The organism is Cupriavidus sp. 05T41 (assembly GCF_056396525.1).
In genome coordinates this window covers 52,514-68,123 of sequence record NZ_JBFTLQ010000011.1, presented here as the reverse complement: position 1 = coordinate 68,123, position 15,610 = coordinate 52,514, and the positions used below count along the sequence as shown (strand labels likewise).

General features: G+C 66.9%; 13 protein-coding genes and 1 pseudogene. 5 read left to right on the top strand and 9 right to left on the bottom strand.

The annotated features are described in order from the left end of the window. Positions 1-13: 13 nt before the first annotated feature. A pseudogene (locus AC1DKV_RS09205) lies at positions 14-1,054 on the top strand (pyridoxamine 5'-phosphate oxidase family protein); the annotation flags it as partial. Between the two features lie 109 nt (positions 1,055-1,163). On the opposite strand, the gene AC1DKV_RS09200 reads toward AC1DKV_RS09205, so the two are convergent. The 8 genes from AC1DKV_RS09200 to AC1DKV_RS09165 all read right to left on the bottom strand — a co-directional run bounded on the left by AC1DKV_RS09200 (position 1,164) and on the right by AC1DKV_RS09165 (position 10,018). Further along, the gene (locus tag AC1DKV_RS09200; RefSeq protein WP_441614869.1) at positions 1,164-2,087 is read right to left on the bottom strand and encodes a LysR family transcriptional regulator; all 924 of its coding nucleotides are present in this window, start codon (positions 2,085-2,087) and stop codon (positions 1,164-1,166) included. 43 nt (positions 2,088-2,130) lie between these two features. Continuing rightward, positions 2,131-2,805 carry a TetR/AcrR family transcriptional regulator gene (locus tag AC1DKV_RS09195; RefSeq protein ID WP_441614867.1) on the bottom strand — a complete coding sequence of 225 codons (675 nt, stop codon included), beginning with the start codon at positions 2,803-2,805 and terminating at the stop codon, positions 2,131-2,133. A gap of 112 nt (positions 2,806-2,917) precedes the next feature. Then, a complete protein-coding gene (gene lpdA / locus AC1DKV_RS09190; RefSeq protein ID WP_441614865.1) occupies positions 2,918-4,675 on the bottom strand; it encodes a dihydrolipoyl dehydrogenase in 1,758 nt (585 codons plus the stop codon). Positions 4,676-4,845: 170 nt separating this feature from the next. Continuing rightward, positions 4,846-6,486 carry a cation/acetate symporter ActP gene (gene actP / locus AC1DKV_RS09185; protein ID WP_441614863.1) on the bottom strand — a complete coding sequence of 547 codons (1,641 nt, stop codon included), beginning with the start codon at positions 6,484-6,486 and terminating at the stop codon, positions 4,846-4,848. Then, positions 6,483-6,845: a DUF485 domain-containing protein gene (locus AC1DKV_RS09180; RefSeq protein ID WP_441614861.1), complete on the bottom strand. Its 363-nt coding sequence runs from the start codon at positions 6,843-6,845 to the stop codon at positions 6,483-6,485. Before AC1DKV_RS09180 ends, actP begins: the two co-directional genes overlap by 4 nt. Positions 6,846-6,958: 113 nt before the next feature. After that, complete coding sequence (locus AC1DKV_RS09175; RefSeq protein ID WP_441614859.1) at positions 6,959-8,182, bottom strand: FAD binding domain-containing protein; 1,224 nt, start codon at positions 8,180-8,182, stop codon at positions 6,959-6,961. A 2-nt stretch (positions 8,183-8,184) separates the two neighbouring features. After that, positions 8,185-8,673: a VOC family protein gene (locus tag AC1DKV_RS09170; RefSeq protein WP_441614857.1), complete on the bottom strand. Its 489-nt coding sequence runs from the start codon at positions 8,671-8,673 to the stop codon at positions 8,185-8,187. Positions 8,674-9,076: 403 nt separating this feature from the next. After that, entirely contained in the window at positions 9,077-10,018 is a 942-nt protein-coding gene (locus AC1DKV_RS09165; RefSeq protein ID WP_441614855.1) for a LysR family transcriptional regulator, read from the bottom strand. 190 nt (positions 10,019-10,208) lie between these two features. Here AC1DKV_RS09165 and AC1DKV_RS09160 point away from each other — a divergent pair, with 190 nt between their 5' ends. From AC1DKV_RS09160 to AC1DKV_RS09145, 4 genes are all read left to right on the top strand, one after another. Beyond that, positions 10,209-11,414, top strand: coding sequence for a M20 aminoacylase family protein (locus AC1DKV_RS09160; RefSeq protein ID WP_441614853.1), 1,206 nt, complete (start codon positions 10,209-10,211; stop codon positions 11,412-11,414). 51 nt (positions 11,415-11,465) lie between these two features. Beyond that, positions 11,466-12,434: a tripartite tricarboxylate transporter substrate binding protein gene (locus tag AC1DKV_RS09155; protein ID WP_441614851.1), complete on the top strand. Its 969-nt coding sequence runs from the start codon at positions 11,466-11,468 to the stop codon at positions 12,432-12,434. A 47-nt stretch (positions 12,435-12,481) separates the two neighbouring features. Next, positions 12,482-12,772 (top strand): muconolactone Delta-isomerase family protein, encoded by a 291-nt coding sequence (locus tag AC1DKV_RS09150; RefSeq protein ID WP_441614849.1) that lies wholly within the window; start codon positions 12,482-12,484, stop codon positions 12,770-12,772. A 225-nt stretch (positions 12,773-12,997) separates the two neighbouring features. Continuing rightward, complete coding sequence (locus tag AC1DKV_RS09145) at positions 12,998-14,734, top strand: diguanylate cyclase (RefSeq protein ID WP_441614847.1); 1,737 nt, start codon at positions 12,998-13,000, stop codon at positions 14,732-14,734. Between the two features lie 50 nt (positions 14,735-14,784). Here AC1DKV_RS09145 and AC1DKV_RS09140 read toward each other — a convergent pair whose 3' ends face one another. After that, positions 14,785-15,609: an SDR family NAD(P)-dependent oxidoreductase gene (locus AC1DKV_RS09140; protein WP_441614845.1), complete on the bottom strand. Its 825-nt coding sequence runs from the start codon at positions 15,607-15,609 to the stop codon at positions 14,785-14,787. Position 15,610 lies beyond the last annotated feature (1 nt).

Sequence of the window (15,610 nt, the reverse complement as noted above, 5' to 3'; positions counted from 1 at the left end):
AGGGAGAACGACCATGTCGCAGAATGCCGCACCGCCGCCGGGATGGCCCGGCCCGCAATCCCCGTTCCACGCCACCGAGCTGCTGGCCCAGCAGCATGCGGGCGTGCGCGAGATGGCCGACCGGAGCGGGCGGCGCGGCATTCGCACCTACATGCCGGAGCAGCACCGGGAGTTCTATGCGACGCTGCCGTTCCTGGTGCTGGGCGGGCTGGATGCGCAGGGCCAGCCCTGGGCAACGATCAGGGCCGGCGAGCCCGGATTCGTGTCGTCGCCGGATCCGTGCACGCTTCGCATTGGCGGCGCGGCGCTGCCCGGCGATCCCCTGGCGGGCACCTGGTTGCCAGGCGCGATGGTGGGCGGGCTGGGCATCCAGCCGCAGACCCGGCGCAGGAACCGCGTCAACGGCGTGGTCAGCGCAGCGGATGGCGATGCGTTCACGCTCAGGGTCAGCCAGAGCTTCGGCAACTGCGCGCAGTACATCCAGCGCCGTACGCCCGTGCCCGTGGCCCGGACGCCATCCGCCTCGCGGGCCCGTGTGTTGCGTGCCGGCGCGCTATCCGATGCGGACCGGAGCCTGCTGGCGCGCGCCGACACGTTCTTTGTCGCCAGCGCCAATGCGGATGCATCCGCCGGCATGTCCGGCGGCGCCGATGTATCCCATCGGGGCGGCCTGCCCGGTTTCGTCCAGGTCGGGGACGACGGCGCCATCACCGTGCCGGACTACAGCGGCAACCGGTTCTTCAATACGATCGGCAACCTGCTGCACGATCCGCGCGCCGGGCTTCTGTTCGTCGACCTCGCGTCGGGCGATATCCTCTACCTCGTGGTGACCGCCGAGGTGATATGGGAAGGGCCCGAACTGTCGGCATTCCAGGGGGCGCAGCGCCTGTTGCGGTTCCGCGTCCGGGAAGCGCGCCGCACGCCTGGCGCCATGCCGTTTGCCTGGTCGGATGTGGAGTACGCGCCCGAATTCGGCCGCACGGCCCAGACCGCCGGCGCCGCCGGTAGGCAGCAGCAGCTTATGCCTGGATCTGTGATGGCTACGGTGCTGCCGCTGCCACCCGGGTCCTGTTGTTGACAGGGCGAGCCAGAACAGATGGGATCGCGCCATGGCCAGCCGCGCGGAGACGGCGCGCGCGGATGCGGGACGCCAGGCGGCAAGCCTATGCGGTCGTGGCGTCCCGGTTCGTCGGCCCCGGAATCCGCGCGAGAAAATCGAGGAAGGCACCGATGCGCCTGGAGCCACGCTGGTTCGGCAGGTAGAGGGCGGAAATGGCCGAGCTGGCCCGGTTGGGATTGACGGTCCAGTCCTCGAACAGCGACGTCAGCCGGCCACCCTGGATGTCCTCGCCGACGAGCCAGTCAGGCACGAGGGCGATGCCGCCGTCGGCCAGGGCCAGTTCGCGCAGCACTTCCGCATTGTTGCTCCTGAAGTTGCCCGGGATGGGCACCTGGACTTCCTCCGCGTCGCGCAGGAACGTCCAGACCTGCTGGCCGGCGCCATAGCTGAAACGCAGGCATTCGTGCCCGAGCAGGTCAGACGGCGCGGCCGGCAGGCCACGCCGCTGCAGATAACCGGGACTGCCCACCACCTTGCGGCGGAATACGCCGATCTGCCGTGCAACCACGTCGTCGAACGCGGCCGCGCTGCCGAGCCGGATGGACAGGTCGATGCGCTCGCCGAGCAGGTCGACGATGTCGTCGGTGAGCGTGACCTCAAGTTCGAGCTTGGGGTGGCGTGCAAGCAGTCCGCCCAGGAACGGCGCGATGCAGCGCCGCCCGAACGCAACCGGCAGGGAAACGCGGAGCTGGCCGACCGGCGTATCGCCGCGGTCGGCGATAAGCGCATCCGCCTCCGCCACCGCGTCCAGGATCTTTCGCGCGCGCTGGTAGTAGGCGGCGCCGGCTTCGGAGACGGTGACCTGGCGGGTCGAGCGGTTCAGCAGGACGGCGCCGAGTTCCTCCTCCAGGTTGTCCATCAGCCGGGTCACGGACGACGTGGCGAGGTTCAGCCTGCGGGCGGCGGAGGAAAACCCCTTGGCGTCGACGGTCTCGACGAACATCTTCAATGCCAGCAGCTTGTCCATGATCATGGCTCCAGCGTCGGGGGAGGGTCCGGCTGGCCGGTCGTCAGGCGCGCGGCTTGCGCAAGGTGCGCATCACGGCGGGTGCGCCGTGGAGGAACATATCGACCTTCAGGCGCACATCGGTGGCGACGTCGGCGGGAACCTTCAGGCCATAGACCCACTTGCGCACGCCGAGATAGAAAATGGAGGCGTGCAGGCTCCAGATCATCTCGACCTCGGCGTCGAGTTCGGCGGTGTTGCGCGGCTCGGGGATGTCGAACTCCGCCCGCACTTCGGCCAGCACGGGCAGGAACACCTTGCTGCGCAGCTTGTTGAGATACTTGTTGTTGATGCCCTCGCGCGTCAGGCCGGCAAAGATGAACACGCGGATCCATTCTTCCCGCAGGATGACGGACGCGTAGTCGAGATAGAACGCATACAAGCGTTCGGTCAGCGGCGTCGAGCGGTCGGCGATCTGTCGCTCCCAGTCGGGGCGCCACTGGAATACCTCGTTGTACACCCGGTCGATCAGTGCCTCCTTGCTCTCGAAGTAGCGGTACAGCAGAGGCTGCGTGACGCCGATCTGCTTCGCGAGTTCCCGGGTGCTGCCGGAGAAGCCGTTGCGGGTGAAGTGTTCGATGGCCTTCTGGACGATCTGCTGCTCCCGTTCCTCCGGAAGCAATCGTTTGCCGGTCTTTGCCGGGGCATCGTTCTTGGGTGAAGCCGCGTCTCGATTCATTCATCCACCTGTGCAGGGCATTCCCGTGCGGAGTGCTGGCTGCATTGTACCAATCAGATGATAAATTGCGAGACGCGGCGGTACTGGTCCAGGCATGGCAAGGCCAGGGCCCCTAGATATTCAAGGCGCGCTTGCGCACGGCGAGCGCGGCCTCGCGCATCACCTCGGACAACGAGGGGTGCGGATGGCTGAGCATGCCGATATCCTCCGAAGATGCCTTGAACTCGAGGGCCACGACCGCCTCCGCGATCAGGTCGGAGGCATTGGCCGAGATCACGTGGATGCCGAGCAGCTCATCGGTCTTGGCATCCGCGATCATCTTCACGAAGCCCTCCGTCTTGCCGATGCCCAGCGCGCGCCCGTTCGCCATCATGGGGAACTGTCCCGACCTGACCTCGCGGCCCTCCGCCTTCAATTGCTGCTCCGATTTGCCGACCCAGGCGATCTCCGGTTCGGTGTAGATGACCCAGGGAATGCAGTTGTAGTCCAGGTGCGGCTTCTGGCCATCGATGCGCTCGGCCACCATCACGCCTTCGTCTTCTGCCTTGTGCGCCAGCATCGGCCCGCGCACGACATCGCCGATCGCGTGGATGCCGGGGATGGCGGTGGCGCAGTGATCGTCCACCGGGATAAAGCCGCGCTCATCCGTCGACAACCCTACCGTGTCGAGGCCGAGATCGTCCGTGTTGGGGACGCGGCCGACGGAGACGATGAGGCGATCGGCCTCCAGCGTCTGGCCGGCGCCGTCCTTGTCCTTGTACTGGATCGTGAGGCCCTTCTTGGTGATCTTCACGTCCCCGATGCTGACCCCGAGATGGATGGTCAGGCCCTGCTTCTTGAACAGCTTTTCCGCTTCCTTCGCCACCGCTTCGTCGAGCGCGCCGAGGAAGGTCGGCAGCGCTTCGAGCAGGGTGACCTCCGCGCCAAGCCGGCGCCAGACGGAGCCCAGCTCCAGGCCGATCACCCCGGCCCCGATCACGGCGAGCTTCTTGGGTACGGAGTCGAAGGCGAGGGCGCCTTCGTTGTCGGAGACGATCTTGTTGTCGACCGGAATGCCGGGAAGATGCCGCGCCTTCGAGCCGGTCGCGATGATCACATGCCTGGCCGTGTAGGGCCTGGCGCTGCCGGCTTCGCCGGCCTCGACGCTGATGGCGCCGTCGGCGCGCCCCAGGAACTTGCCGTGGCCCTTGATCCAGGTGATCTTGTTCTTGCGGAACAGGAACTCGACGCCGCCGGTGATCTTCTCGACGATGGCGGCCTTCCTGCCGATCATCGTGTCGAGGTCAAGCGTCACCCCTTTCGCCTTCACCCCGTGATCGGCAAGATGCTGGAGGGCGTTCTCGTATTGCTCCGACGACGCCAGCAAGGCCTTGGACGGGATGCACCCGACGTTCAGGCAGGTGCCGCCGAGTTTCGGCTTGCCCGCGGGGTTCTTCCATTCCTCGATGCAGGCCACCGACATGCCGAGCTGCGCCGCGCGGATCGCCGCGATGTAGCCGCCGGGGCCGGAGCCGATCACGATCACGTCGAAATCCGTGGCCACGGTGGCCGTGGCTGCTGCAGCCGCGGGTGCCGGGGCAGCCGCGGGAGCCGGCGCGGCCGCGGCCGGTGCAGGCGCGGCGGCCTTGCCGCTAGGGTCGATGGTCGCGATCACCTCCTCGGCCTTGACCGTCGCGCCGTCGCCGCGAACGATCTGGGCCAGCACGCCGTTGGCGGGGGAGGGCACTTCGAGCACAACCTTGTCGGTCTCGACCTCGACAAGTATCTCGTCGAGCACAACGGCATCGCCTGCTTTTTTCTTCCATTGCAGCAAGGTGCCTTCGGAGACCGATTCGGATAGTTGAGGCACCTTGACTTCGATCGCGGCCATGTTTCGATTCCCCTTTTTCTGGTTGACTGTTCCGGGAGGACGGTGGGATCCATCGCCGGGATGCCGGCCCGCCGGCATCCCGCCCTCCATGCGATCTATCAGTCTAGGTGAGCGGACAATTGGCCAATTGTCCGGCCTTATTGGTATTTACCCGTAGACGGATGCACTGTTCAGCCCTGCTTGATCAGGCCGAGCTCGCAGTCCACCAGCTGGTTGTCGAAGGCGCCGCGTTCGCGCGCGCCGCGCGCGGACCTGTCGGTCACGGAGAACACGTAGATGCCGCCGAAGGCAACCAGCATGGAGAACAGCGCGGGATACTCGTAAGGGTAGAGCGCGGTCGCATGGCCAAGGACCTGCACCCAGACGGTGGGGCTGAGCACCGTCAGCACCACCGCGGTCAGCAGGCCCAGCGATCCGCCGATCACGGCGCCGCGGGTCGTCAGTCCCCGCCAGTAGATCGACAGCAGCAGCACCGGGAAGTTGGAGCTGGCGGCGATGGAGAAGGTCAGGCTGACGATGAAGGCGATGGTCTGCTTCTCGAACAGGATGCCAAGCAGGATGGAGAGCACGCCAAGCACGAGCGTCGTCATCCGGGAAACCCGCATTTCCTCCTTGTCCGTCGCGGCACCCTGGCGCAGGACCTTGGCATAGAGGTCATGCGAAATGGCCGAGGAGCCTGCCAGCGCAAGGCCGGCCACGACGGCCAGGATGGTCGAGAACGCCACCGCGCAGATAAAGCCGAGGAAGACGTTGCCGCCCACCGCGTGCGCCAGGTGCACCGCGACCATGTTGACGCCGCCGATCACCGCGCCCGACGCGTTGTGATAGAGCGGATCGGTGGCGACGAGCGCGATCGTGCCGAAGCCGATGATGATGATCAGCGCATAGCCGGTGCCGACGATGCCGGTCGCGTACAGGATGCTCTTGCGCGCGGCCTTGACGTCGCCGACGGTGAAGAAGCGCATCAGGATGTGCGGCAGGCCCGCGGTGCCGAAGATCAGCGCCAGGCCCAGGGACACCGCCGAGACCGGATCGGACACCAGGCCGCCCGGGCTCATGATCGCCGCATGCTTGCCGTGGGCCACGATCGCTTGCGAGAACAGCGCGTTCAGGCTGAAGCCGAAGCGGCTCAGGACCATGAAGGCCATGAAGGCAGCGCCGGCGAGCAGCAGCACGGCCTTGATGATCTGGATCCACGTGGTGGCCAGCATGCCGCCGAAGAAGACATAGACGACCATCAGCACGCCGACCAGCACCACCGCGGCCGTGTAGTTGAAGCCGAACAGCAGCTCGACCAGCTTGCCGGCACCGACCATCTGCGAGACCAGGTACAGCAGCACGATGACGATGGAGCTCGATGCCGAGAACGCGCGGATCGGCCGCTGCTGCAGCCGGTACGAGACCACGTCCGCCAGCGTGAAGCGGCCGAGGTTGCGCAGCGGCTCGGCGATCAGGAACAGGATGATCGGCCAGCTCGCGAGGAAGCCGATCGAGTAGATCAGGCCGTCGTAGCCGCTCGTGAACACCAGCGCCGAGATGCCGAGCAGGGAAGCCGCGGACATGTAGTCGCCGGCGATGGCCCAGCCGTTCTGCATGGCGGTGATCTTGCCGCCCGCGGCATAGTGGTCGGCCACGCTGTTGTTCTTCTTCGCGGCCCAGCGCGTCACCACCAGCGTCGACGCGACGAACACCAGGAACATGGCGATGGCGATGAGGTTCAGGCCCTGGCCCACCGCGGATGTCGCGGCATGGGCCGGCAACGCCGGCAGCGCGGCCAGCAGCAAGGCCGGAGAGAGGAAGATGCGCTTCATTTTGCTGCCCCTTGCTTGATGTCGCTGATCAGCTTGTCGTAGACCGTATTGGTGCGATGCACGTACACCGCCACCAGGAGGAAGGTCACCGCGAACATGCCGAAGCCGACCGGGATGCCCACGCTGGTCGGCAGGCCGGGCGTGAGGGGCCGGCCCAGCAGCGCCGGGTTGAAGGCCAGCGTAAGGATGTAGCCGAAGTACACGGCCAGCATGAGGGCGGTGAGCGTCCATGCGAAGGTACGCCGCGTGCGCACCAGGGACTGGAACCGGGGATCGTTGAGCAGCGGGTTCCGCGCGGGCGGGGGCGGCGGTTCCGCCTTGCGGGCGGCGGGCGGGTAGCTTGTGGCGGTATGTTCCACGGTTGTCTCCATTGGGGGCGTATGTGATGCCGGGCGGCGTTTCGGCAGGCTGCGGGGAGCGCTGCAAGGCGCTGCCACCCGGGATGTCGATGCATGTCGAGGCGGCATGGCGGTCAGAACCGCGTCGACACCGCCGTCTCGCGCATGACGGCTTCCGGCGTGCGATAGCGCTCCGCCATCTGGCGATCGGTCTCGTCCTTGAGTTGTGCCTGCATATATGCGCCCAGGTGGCGGGCGTGCTGGACGATCGCCATGCCTACCTGCACGCGCTCGGCGCTATAGGTCTCCAGCGCCGACGGCACCGAATCGTGGCTCTTCAGGGCTTTTATCAGCGCCATGGCGTCGCCCGCGGCCTTGGTCACGCCCATGCCGCAGTGTGGCCGCGCCACGAAGGCGGCGTCGCCGAGCAGCGCCACGCGGTCGAACGCCATGCGCGGCACCTCGAGATCGAAGATGGGCTGGAACAACGGCTGTGCGGTCTTGGTCACGACCTCGCCGAACTGCGGGGCGAGAAGCGTCAGTGCGGCTTGCTCCATGTCGGCCAGCACGTCGGGGCGGATCAGCGCGGGCGGAATGCCGCCCGGCCAGCGCTTGCCGCTGGCGTCGGTGAGCAAGTCAGGCAGGTCGATATCCTCGCTGGTGGCGCGGTACCAGACAAAGTTGTAGCGGCGCTCGCCGGGCTGCGTGCTGTTGCCCTGGCCGGCAACCGGGTAGCCGAGGATCTGCTCGTGCGCAGGCAGGCAGAAGGCGAACTTCTCGAACAGCATGTCGCGCGTGGGCTGGCTGAGCAGCGTTTCATCCACCAGCCCGCGCCACGCGATATAACCCGCGTACTGGAGCTTGACCTCGGGCAGGAAGCGTTCCCGCAGCGCGGAGCGGAAGCCGTCGGCGGCGATGACCAGGTCGGCGAAATGCATGGAACCGTCGCTGAGCGTAACCGTGGCGCGGTCCGGCTGGCTGTCGACCGCGACCACGGTTGCGCCCGGGCGATAGCTGCCGCCCGAGAAGGCGGAGCGCAGCACGTGGTACATCTTGCCCCACGCCGTCAGCGTCTGGGGCATCTCGCGTTGCGACTGCACGCTGCCGTCCCGGGCCAGCGTGAGCCGCGACTTGACCTGCACGCCGATCGAGTCGTCCACCTCGACGCCGGCCGCGCCAAGCGCCTCGAACAATTCCGGGTGCGTGACAATGCCGGCGCCGCGCCCTGCGAGCGCTTCCGTAACCCGCTCGAAGACCTCGACTTCCCACCCGTCGCGGGCAAGCAGGTTGGCGGCGAACAGCCCGCCCAGCGAACCGCCGACGACGATGGCCTTCGGCCGCTTCGACATGGTTGTCATGATCACTCTCCTGCAGTTTCGAGGCTGCGCGCGCTGTCCGCGGCGCCCGGCATTTCAAGGCCCGCAACCTCGGCTGCGGGATAGTTCAGTTCGATGGTGACGCCGGACGGGTCTTCGATGAAGAGCTGGTGCAGGCCGAGGCTGGGCACGGTGCGGTCCCGCCACGCAATGCCCTCGGCCTTTAGCGTGGCCCACATGTCGGCGACGCCGGTGGCCAGGAAGGCGATGTGGTCGAGCGTGCCGGTGCCGGCTTCCGGCAATGCGCGTTCGCCAAGATAGGCAGCCAGGCCTGCAGGGTTGTCGGGGTCGATGCCGATAATGTGCACGGTGCCGAAGTCGCCTTCGTCGCCGCCCATGTAGAGCCACGCGCCGGGGAAATCGAAAGGCGGGCGGTAGCCCCGCCTGAAGCCGAGGATGCGCTGATAGAAGGCGCAGGACTTCTCGAGATCGGTGCTGCGGATAGAGAAGTGCGCGAGTTTGGTGATTGCCATGGGTACCCTTGCTATTGATCGATCGATTAGTGATCGTGTGATAAATTGTAGGGCAGGCATCGGAAGTGGCCAAGGGCTGGCGAGGGGGTATTTACCCTGATGGGTGGGCCGGCCGGCTATCCCTGCGTGCATCAAGGGCCGCGTCGCGGGGCCCGGTGACGCCGAACGCAGATTGCCGCGTCAGTGTCGTGCGCTAGCCATGATGCGATCACCCGCGCCGATCCCTTGTTCGCTCATCTGCGCGGCCTGCGCGAGCTGGTCCTGCTATCAATGCGGGTTTGCGCGGCGATGATTCCGTCCGCGCAGGGCGCGGATCAATGGCGGGCTGTACAGGTTGCCGCGGTATTTCGGCAAGCCCGGGTCGTTCCGCAAGTCGCTCGCCGCAAGCCGGCCTGGCGCCGGGCTAGCCCTTGCGGCGGCCGGCAGCCGGCCCAACGGGGCGATTCATCGCGGCTTCGATGAGCGCCAGCATCCGCTTGCCGGCCGCCGTCAGCGGCCGGTCGGCCCGCACCATGACCTTGGTGCGGGCGGATTCCAGCGCCTGGTTCGCCGTCCGCACCGCGACCACTTCACCGCGCGCGGCCTCGCTCGCCACCGCGCTGCCGGACAGGAAGGTCACGCCGAGCCGGGCGACCACAAAGCGCTTGAGCATCGCGATGGAGCTGGTCGTGAAAGCCGGGATGAGCTGCACACCTTCGGTGAACTCGGCCAGGCGCACGAGCTGGTGCAGGCCGAATCCCGGGCCCATGGTGGCGACGGGATAGGCGCTGATATCCTGCAGCGTGGGGGGCCGCCGCGCCTGCGCCAGCGGATGGCCGGCCCAGGCCACCGCGCAGATCGGCTGCGTACGCTCGCTGACGACGCGGATGCCCGCATCGGCCGGCGGGCTCAGGACCACGCCGATATGCGCTTCGTCAGCCGTCACCATGCGCACGGCCTCGGCGGCGCTGGCGAACTCCACCGACACCTGCACGCCCGGGTATTGCCGGCAGAATACGTCGAGGATGCCGTCCATAAGGAGATCGCCATACCCTTCGCCGGCCACGATGCGCAGCGAGCCGCGGCGCAATCCGCCCAGGTCGTCCAGCCGCTCGCGCAGCGCCTCTTCGCTGGCCAGCCGATTGCGGCAGTGATCCATCACCAGCGCTGCCGCTTCGGTGGGCACCACGCCGCGGCCCTTGCGCTCGAACAGCGCCACGCCGAGTTCGTTCTCCAGCTGCTGGATCTGCCTGCTGACCACGGATGGCTCGACGTTCATGCGGTCTGCCGCGCCGCGCAGCGATCCGCAACTGGCGGCTTCATAGAAGTAGGCCAGGCGCTTCTCGTTCAAGGTCGTATTCGCCATAAATCTGCAGTGTCCGGGGTTGTCTCTGCGTCAGTCTTCTGCGTCGTCAGTTGACTTGTCTGCTGCCTTGTCTGCTGCCCTGTCTGTTGACTTGAAAGCAACGGTAATCACCGAAATCATACATTGATCGTACCAATTGGGCGGGCCAATAATCCGCCATCGATTCCACCAAAGAGCAACGCCCAACGCCATGTCGTCCGCCCCCCACTTCTGCAATGTGAGTGACCTCGAGGCCAGCGCCCAAGGTCTTCGCGCGATCCGCCGCCGCATACACCAGCACCCCGAGCTGGCCTACAACGAGCTGGAAACGGCCGCGCTGGTCAGCCGCATGCTCCGTGAGTGGGGCTACGACGTGGTCGAGGGTGTCGGCGGCACCGGCGTGGTGGCGAGCCTGCAGGCCGGCAACGGCGGCCGCAGCATCGGCATCCGCGCCGACATGGACGCCTTGCCCATCCAGGAAGCGACGGGTTTGCCGCACGCCAGCCGGATGCCCGGCATCATGCATGCCTGCGGCCACGACGGCCACACCACGATGCTGCTGGGCGCCGCGCAGTATCTGGCGGCGCAGCGGAGGTTCGATGGCACCCTGAGGCTCTACTTCCAGCCCGCGGAGGAAGCGGGCGTCGACAGCGGCGCGCAGCGCATGATCGCAGAAGGCCTGTTCAAGCGTTTCCCCTGCGACGCCGTCTTCGGCATGCACAATCATCCGGGCGAGCCGGCGGGCAGGTTCCTGTTCCGCAGCGGCGCCTTCATGGCTGCCGGCGACAAGGTCACCATCACCGTGCACGGCAAGGGCAGCCACGCCGCGCGCCCGCACCTGAGCATCGATCCCGTGGTGGTCGCGTCGAGCATCGTGATGGCGTTGCAGACCATCGTGGCCCGCAACGTGAATCCCGCCTCCACGGCAGTGGTCACCGTCGGTGTGTTGCGCGCCGGCTCGGCGAACAACGTGATACCTGCCTCGGCGACGCTGGAACTCAGCGTGCGCTCCTTCGACCCTGCCGTGCGCGAGCTGCTGCGCACGCGCATCGAGGCGCTGGTCCAGGCGCAGGCGCTGAGCTACGGCGCCAGCGCCGAGGTGGACTATATCTATGGCTACCCGGTCGTCGTCAACAGCGAGCCCGAGACCGCCTTCGCCATCGAGGTGGCGCGAGAGCTGGTCGGCGCGCAAGGCGTCGACGCCAGCTTCGAGCAGGTGATGGCCAGCGAGGACTTCGCGTTCATGCTGCAGGAGCGGCCGGGCTGCTTCCTGCGCCTGGGCAACGGCGTCGGCCTCGGCGCGGGAGAGGGCGGGTGCATGGTCCATAACCCTGGCTACGACTTCAACGACGACAACCTGCCGGTCGGCGCGGCCTTCTGGGCGCGGCTGGTAGAGCGCTACCTGCCCGTCGCGTGAGCCCCCGCCGCCCGACTTTCCTTGATTTCGCCATTCTTCCGGTCTACACCCATGAAACGCATTTCCCGAGTCCTGTTCGCCATGCTTGGCCTGATGACACCGCTGCTGGCAGCCTCGCAGCCGGCCTATCCTTCCAAACCGGTCAGGATCGTGGTGGGTTATGCCCCTGGCGGCTCCGCTGACTCGGTGGCGCGGCTGCTGGCAAGCCGCCTCTCCGTGCAGATGGGCCAGCCCTTCGTCGTGGAGAATCGTCCCGGCGCGGCCAGCAGCATCGCGGCCAACTCGGTGGCCCGCTCCACCAGCGACGGCTACACCCTGTTCCTTGGCTCCAATGCCAACGCCATCAACGCCACGCTGTACAGGAAGCTGTCCTTCGATATCCAGAAGGACTTCATCCCCGTGGCCCTGGTGACCAGCTTTCCCAATGTGATGGTGGTCAATCCGGCACTGCCCGTGAAATCGGTCGCCGATTTCATCGCCTATGCCAAGGCCCACCCCGACGCGGTCAACTTCGGCTCGTCCGGGGTCGGCTCGTCGACGCATCTGTCCGGCGAGATGTTCAAGTCGATGGCCGGCATCCGCATGGAGCACGTGCAATACAAGGGCAGCGCGCCGGCCCTGACCGACCTCATGGCCGGGCAGGTCCAGGTGATGTTCGACAACGCACCGTCCGTGCTGCCCTTCATCAAGAGCGGCAAGCTGCGCGCGCTGGCAGTCACCAGCAGCCAGCCGCAGGCGTTCGCGCCCGGCGTGCCGACCGTGGCTGCATCGGGCCTGCCGGGCTTCGAGGTGAAGTCCTGGTATGGGCTCTTTGCCCCCGCGAGCACCGCGCCGGCGATCGTCGATGCGCTGAACAGGCAGGTGAATGCCGCGCTGCGCGACCCGTCGGTGCGGGCAAGCCTCGCCACGCTTGGCGCCGTGCCGGAAGGCGGCTCGTCCGAGGCCATGCGCACGCACCTGTCGCGCGAAATCCCGAAATGGGCGGCCGTGATCCGCAGCTCCGGCGCAGCCGCCGAATGAGCGGGCGGCGGTTCCCCTGATCGATTTGCCAACCAGTGAGACCCGACATGCAATTCCTGGCTCTTTCCCGCATGCGCACGGACCTGTACGCCGACGCCGATTTCGCACCGTATCTCGAAGACGAGGCGCAGCGCGCCCGCACGCTGTATGCCGAAGGCCACCTGCGCCAGATCTGGTATCGCGGCGACGAACGCGGCGCCGTCTCCATCCTCGAAGCTGGCAGCCTTGGCGAGGCACAGGCGATGGTGGATTCACTGCCGCTGGTGAAGGCCGGCATGCTGCAGATCCTGCATGTCATTCCATTGCTGCCTTACCGCGGCTTCGGCCCGCGCGCCTGAGCGTAGTCCCGCAACGGGCTTCGAAGGCACCGCACTCGCGAGTGCCTTCATCCGCTTTCATCGCCTTCATCGCCTTCATCCGCCCTCGAGCCTGAGCCCGCGGTCGGGCGTGAAGGCATGCCGCAGCCTTCTGCGGCGATTGCGGCGTTACACTGTCTTCGCAGCTATGCGGTCCGGTCGCAGGATCGGGCACCGCGTCGGGCACTACGGCATCGGAGAACAGGCATGCACCTTGGCGCGCCACCGCGTACGACTCCACGCACAGTCTGGCGCCGCGCAAGGTCGCGTCCTCGCCAGGCGGTCGTCCTGTGCTTCGCGGCGGTGTTCATCGTTACGCTGGTTCTTGCCGGGCGCCAGTATTTCCTTGTCCGTGCACGAGAACTGGATCTGCGCGCGCATCGGCTGGAACTGCAGGGCCTGGCGCTGGACGCCGATATTCGCGGCGCCAAGCGACAGATGCGCTTTCTGCGCAACAGCGCCCAGCATTATCTCGCCGAGCAATCGGCGCAGGTCGATCCGGCAGCGGACGAGCCGCTGCGCAAGGCGCTCGCCGCGCAGGACAATCCGCTGTGGAGCCTCCAGGTGCCGGATGCCGATGCGCCGGTCCGCGGCATCGGCTCGCAGCAACTGAGGCGGATTCCCGGGCTGGGCCGCCGGGACTCGACCCTGCTCGAGGATCTGAAGCTGTCCCGCGTGATGAGCCAGTTGCTGGCCGTCCAGTATCGGATGAGCGCGGATCTGGCGCATGCCTTCTTCGTTTCGGCAACTGGCGTTGTCGTTGCCTGCCCGCCGGTGGCGGACGAGCAGGTCGCCGCCTTTGTCGAGCTGTTCGCTTCATCGGGGCTGTTCAGCCCCGCGCGAGAACGCCTGCCGGACCACGACGTGATCTTCGACCCGGTCCTTGGGCGAAGAAGCCTTGCGGGACCGCTTTTGCTGTTTGCCACCCCGGTGATCCTCGACGGCGCGATTCGCGGTGCCATCGTATTCGAGATCCCGCAGAGACGCATCCAGGACTACCTGCATGCCGCGACCAGCCACGACGATACCCGCGCGCTCGTGGACCGGCGCGGAACGCTCATCGCATCGAGCGAGAGCACGTTTACCGTCACGGACGAAAGCTGGCTGAAGACGCTGCCGGCATACTGGAGCGGCCTGGCGGTCCCGACGCTGTTCCGGGCTGGCGGCGGTATGTTGAGTGTCCGCCAGGACTTTCTCCTGTACAGAAAGCTGGAAAACGCCGACCTCGTGCTGCTCGACCATGTGCCGGCGGGAACGTTGTTCCTGGCCGTGGTCGGCCAGTTCAGCGTGCCGTTCGCCGGTATCTGGCTACTGCTGGGCCTCCTGCTGTGGGCGACGCTTGCCGTGGTCGACCAGTTGCTGAAGCGGCAGATGATACTGGGCGACCAGTTGCGGGAGCTCACGCGCGTGGACGCGCTGACCAGACTGGCAAACCGGCGGCGGCTGGAAGCGGACTTCGATGTCCTCACGCGGGGGCGCCGCATCGAGCGGCCCATCTCGCTGTTGATGATCGATATCGACCACTTCAAGCATGTCAACGATAGCTGGGGCCATGCGGCCGGCGACGAGGCCCTCAAGACACTGGCAACCGTGACGCGGGCAGTGGCGCGGCCGCAGGATCTGGTGGCTCGCTACGGCGGGGAGGAATTCTGCGTCCTGCTGCCGGATACCTCGCTGGATGAAGCTGCGCGGATTGCGGAGCGGATGCGGCTTGCCATTGCCCAGGCTGTGTGTACGCTCCCGGAGGCGACCTTGCCGGAGACCGCACCCGGCCGGGAGATTCGATTCACGGTGTCGATTGGCGTGGCGGAGCTGATTGCCGACGCATGCCGCGATCTTGGCGAACTGGTCGCGGTCGCAGACCGGAGGCTATATGCGGCCAAGGACGACGGCAGAAACAGGGTGGTGGCGCAAGAATCGACGCGCGGGACGGATGTCCCCTGAACGCGCCGGTGGTCGCGCCTCTGGGGCGCGGCCACCGGCGGCAGGGCGGCTTACTGCAGGTTGCCGGCCACGGCGATGGTCTGGCCCGTGATGTAGTTCGAGTCCGGCGAGCAGAACAGGTACACGCCACCGGCGGCTTCTTCCGGGGTGCCCCCGCGGCCGAGCGGGTTGCGCTGGGCGTGGGTCTTGAGCATTTCCGGATTCAGGCCGACGCGGATGTCGCGGCCGTCGATGTTCACCGTGGCGCCGGCCTTGGCATCGGCCGAGGTCATGCGCGTGTGGATCAGGCCGAACGCCACGGCGTTGACGTTGACGTTGAAGCGGCCCCATTCGCGGGCGATGGCGCGCGTCATGCCGATCACGCCGGCCTTGGCGCCGGAGTAGTTGATCTGGCCGGCGTTGCCGTTGAGGGCCGAGGTCGACGAGATATTCACGATCTTGCGGTAGACCTCGCGCCCGGCTTCCTGGTCGGCGGCGTGCAAGGCCTTGATGTGCGGATAGGCGGCGCGCAGGATGCGAAAGGGCGCGGTCATGTGGCAGTCGAGGATGGCGTACCACTGCTCGTCGCTCATCTTCTGCACCACGTCGTCCCAGGTGAAGCCGGCGTTGTTGACGAGGATGTCGATGCTCTTGAAGTTCGTCATCGCGGTGTTGACGAAGCGCTCGGCGAAATCCGGCGCGCTCACGTTGCCCACGCAGGCCACGGCCTCGACGCCCATGGCCTTGAGTTCTTCCACGGTCTGGTGCGCCGGCTCGGCGTCCAGGTCGTTGATCACCAGGCGTGCGCCTTCGCTGGCCAGGCGCCTGGCGATGGCGTTGCCGATGCCGCGGCCCGAACCGGTGACCAGTGCCACCTTGCCGTCAAGTGTTCCCATG

Coding starts and splice junctions, on each gene's coding strand:
- AC1DKV_RS09170 (WP_441614857.1), bottom strand. CDS start 8,673: ATGGCAATCACCAAACTCGCGCACTTCTCTATCCGCAGCACCGATCTC.
- AC1DKV_RS09195 (WP_441614867.1), bottom strand. CDS start 2,805: ATGAATCGAGACGCGGCTTCACCCAAGAACGATGCCCCGGCAAAGACC.
- AC1DKV_RS09165 (WP_441614855.1), bottom strand. CDS start 10,018: ATGGCGAATACGACCTTGAACGAGAAGCGCCTGGCCTACTTCTATGAA.
- AC1DKV_RS09155 (WP_441614851.1), top strand. CDS start 11,466: ATGAAACGCATTTCCCGAGTCCTGTTCGCCATGCTTGGCCTGATGACA.
- AC1DKV_RS09145 (WP_441614847.1), top strand. CDS start 12,998: ATGCACCTTGGCGCGCCACCGCGTACGACTCCACGCACAGTCTGGCGC.
- lpdA (WP_441614865.1), bottom strand. CDS start 4,675: ATGGCCGCGATCGAAGTCAAGGTGCCTCAACTATCCGAATCGGTCTCC.
- AC1DKV_RS09160 (WP_441614853.1), top strand. CDS start 10,209: ATGTCGTCCGCCCCCCACTTCTGCAATGTGAGTGACCTCGAGGCCAGC.
- AC1DKV_RS09175 (WP_441614859.1), bottom strand. CDS start 8,182: ATGACAACCATGTCGAAGCGGCCGAAGGCCATCGTCGTCGGCGGTTCG.
- AC1DKV_RS09150 (WP_441614849.1), top strand. CDS start 12,482: ATGCAATTCCTGGCTCTTTCCCGCATGCGCACGGACCTGTACGCCGAC.
- AC1DKV_RS09140 (WP_441614845.1), bottom strand. CDS start 15,609: ATGGGAACACTTGACGGCAAGGTGGCACTGGTCACCGGTTCGGGCCGC.
- actP (WP_441614863.1), bottom strand. CDS start 6,486: ATGAAGCGCATCTTCCTCTCTCCGGCCTTGCTGCTGGCCGCGCTGCCG.
- AC1DKV_RS09200 (WP_441614869.1), bottom strand. CDS start 2,087: ATGGACAAGCTGCTGGCATTGAAGATGTTCGTCGAGACCGTCGACGCC.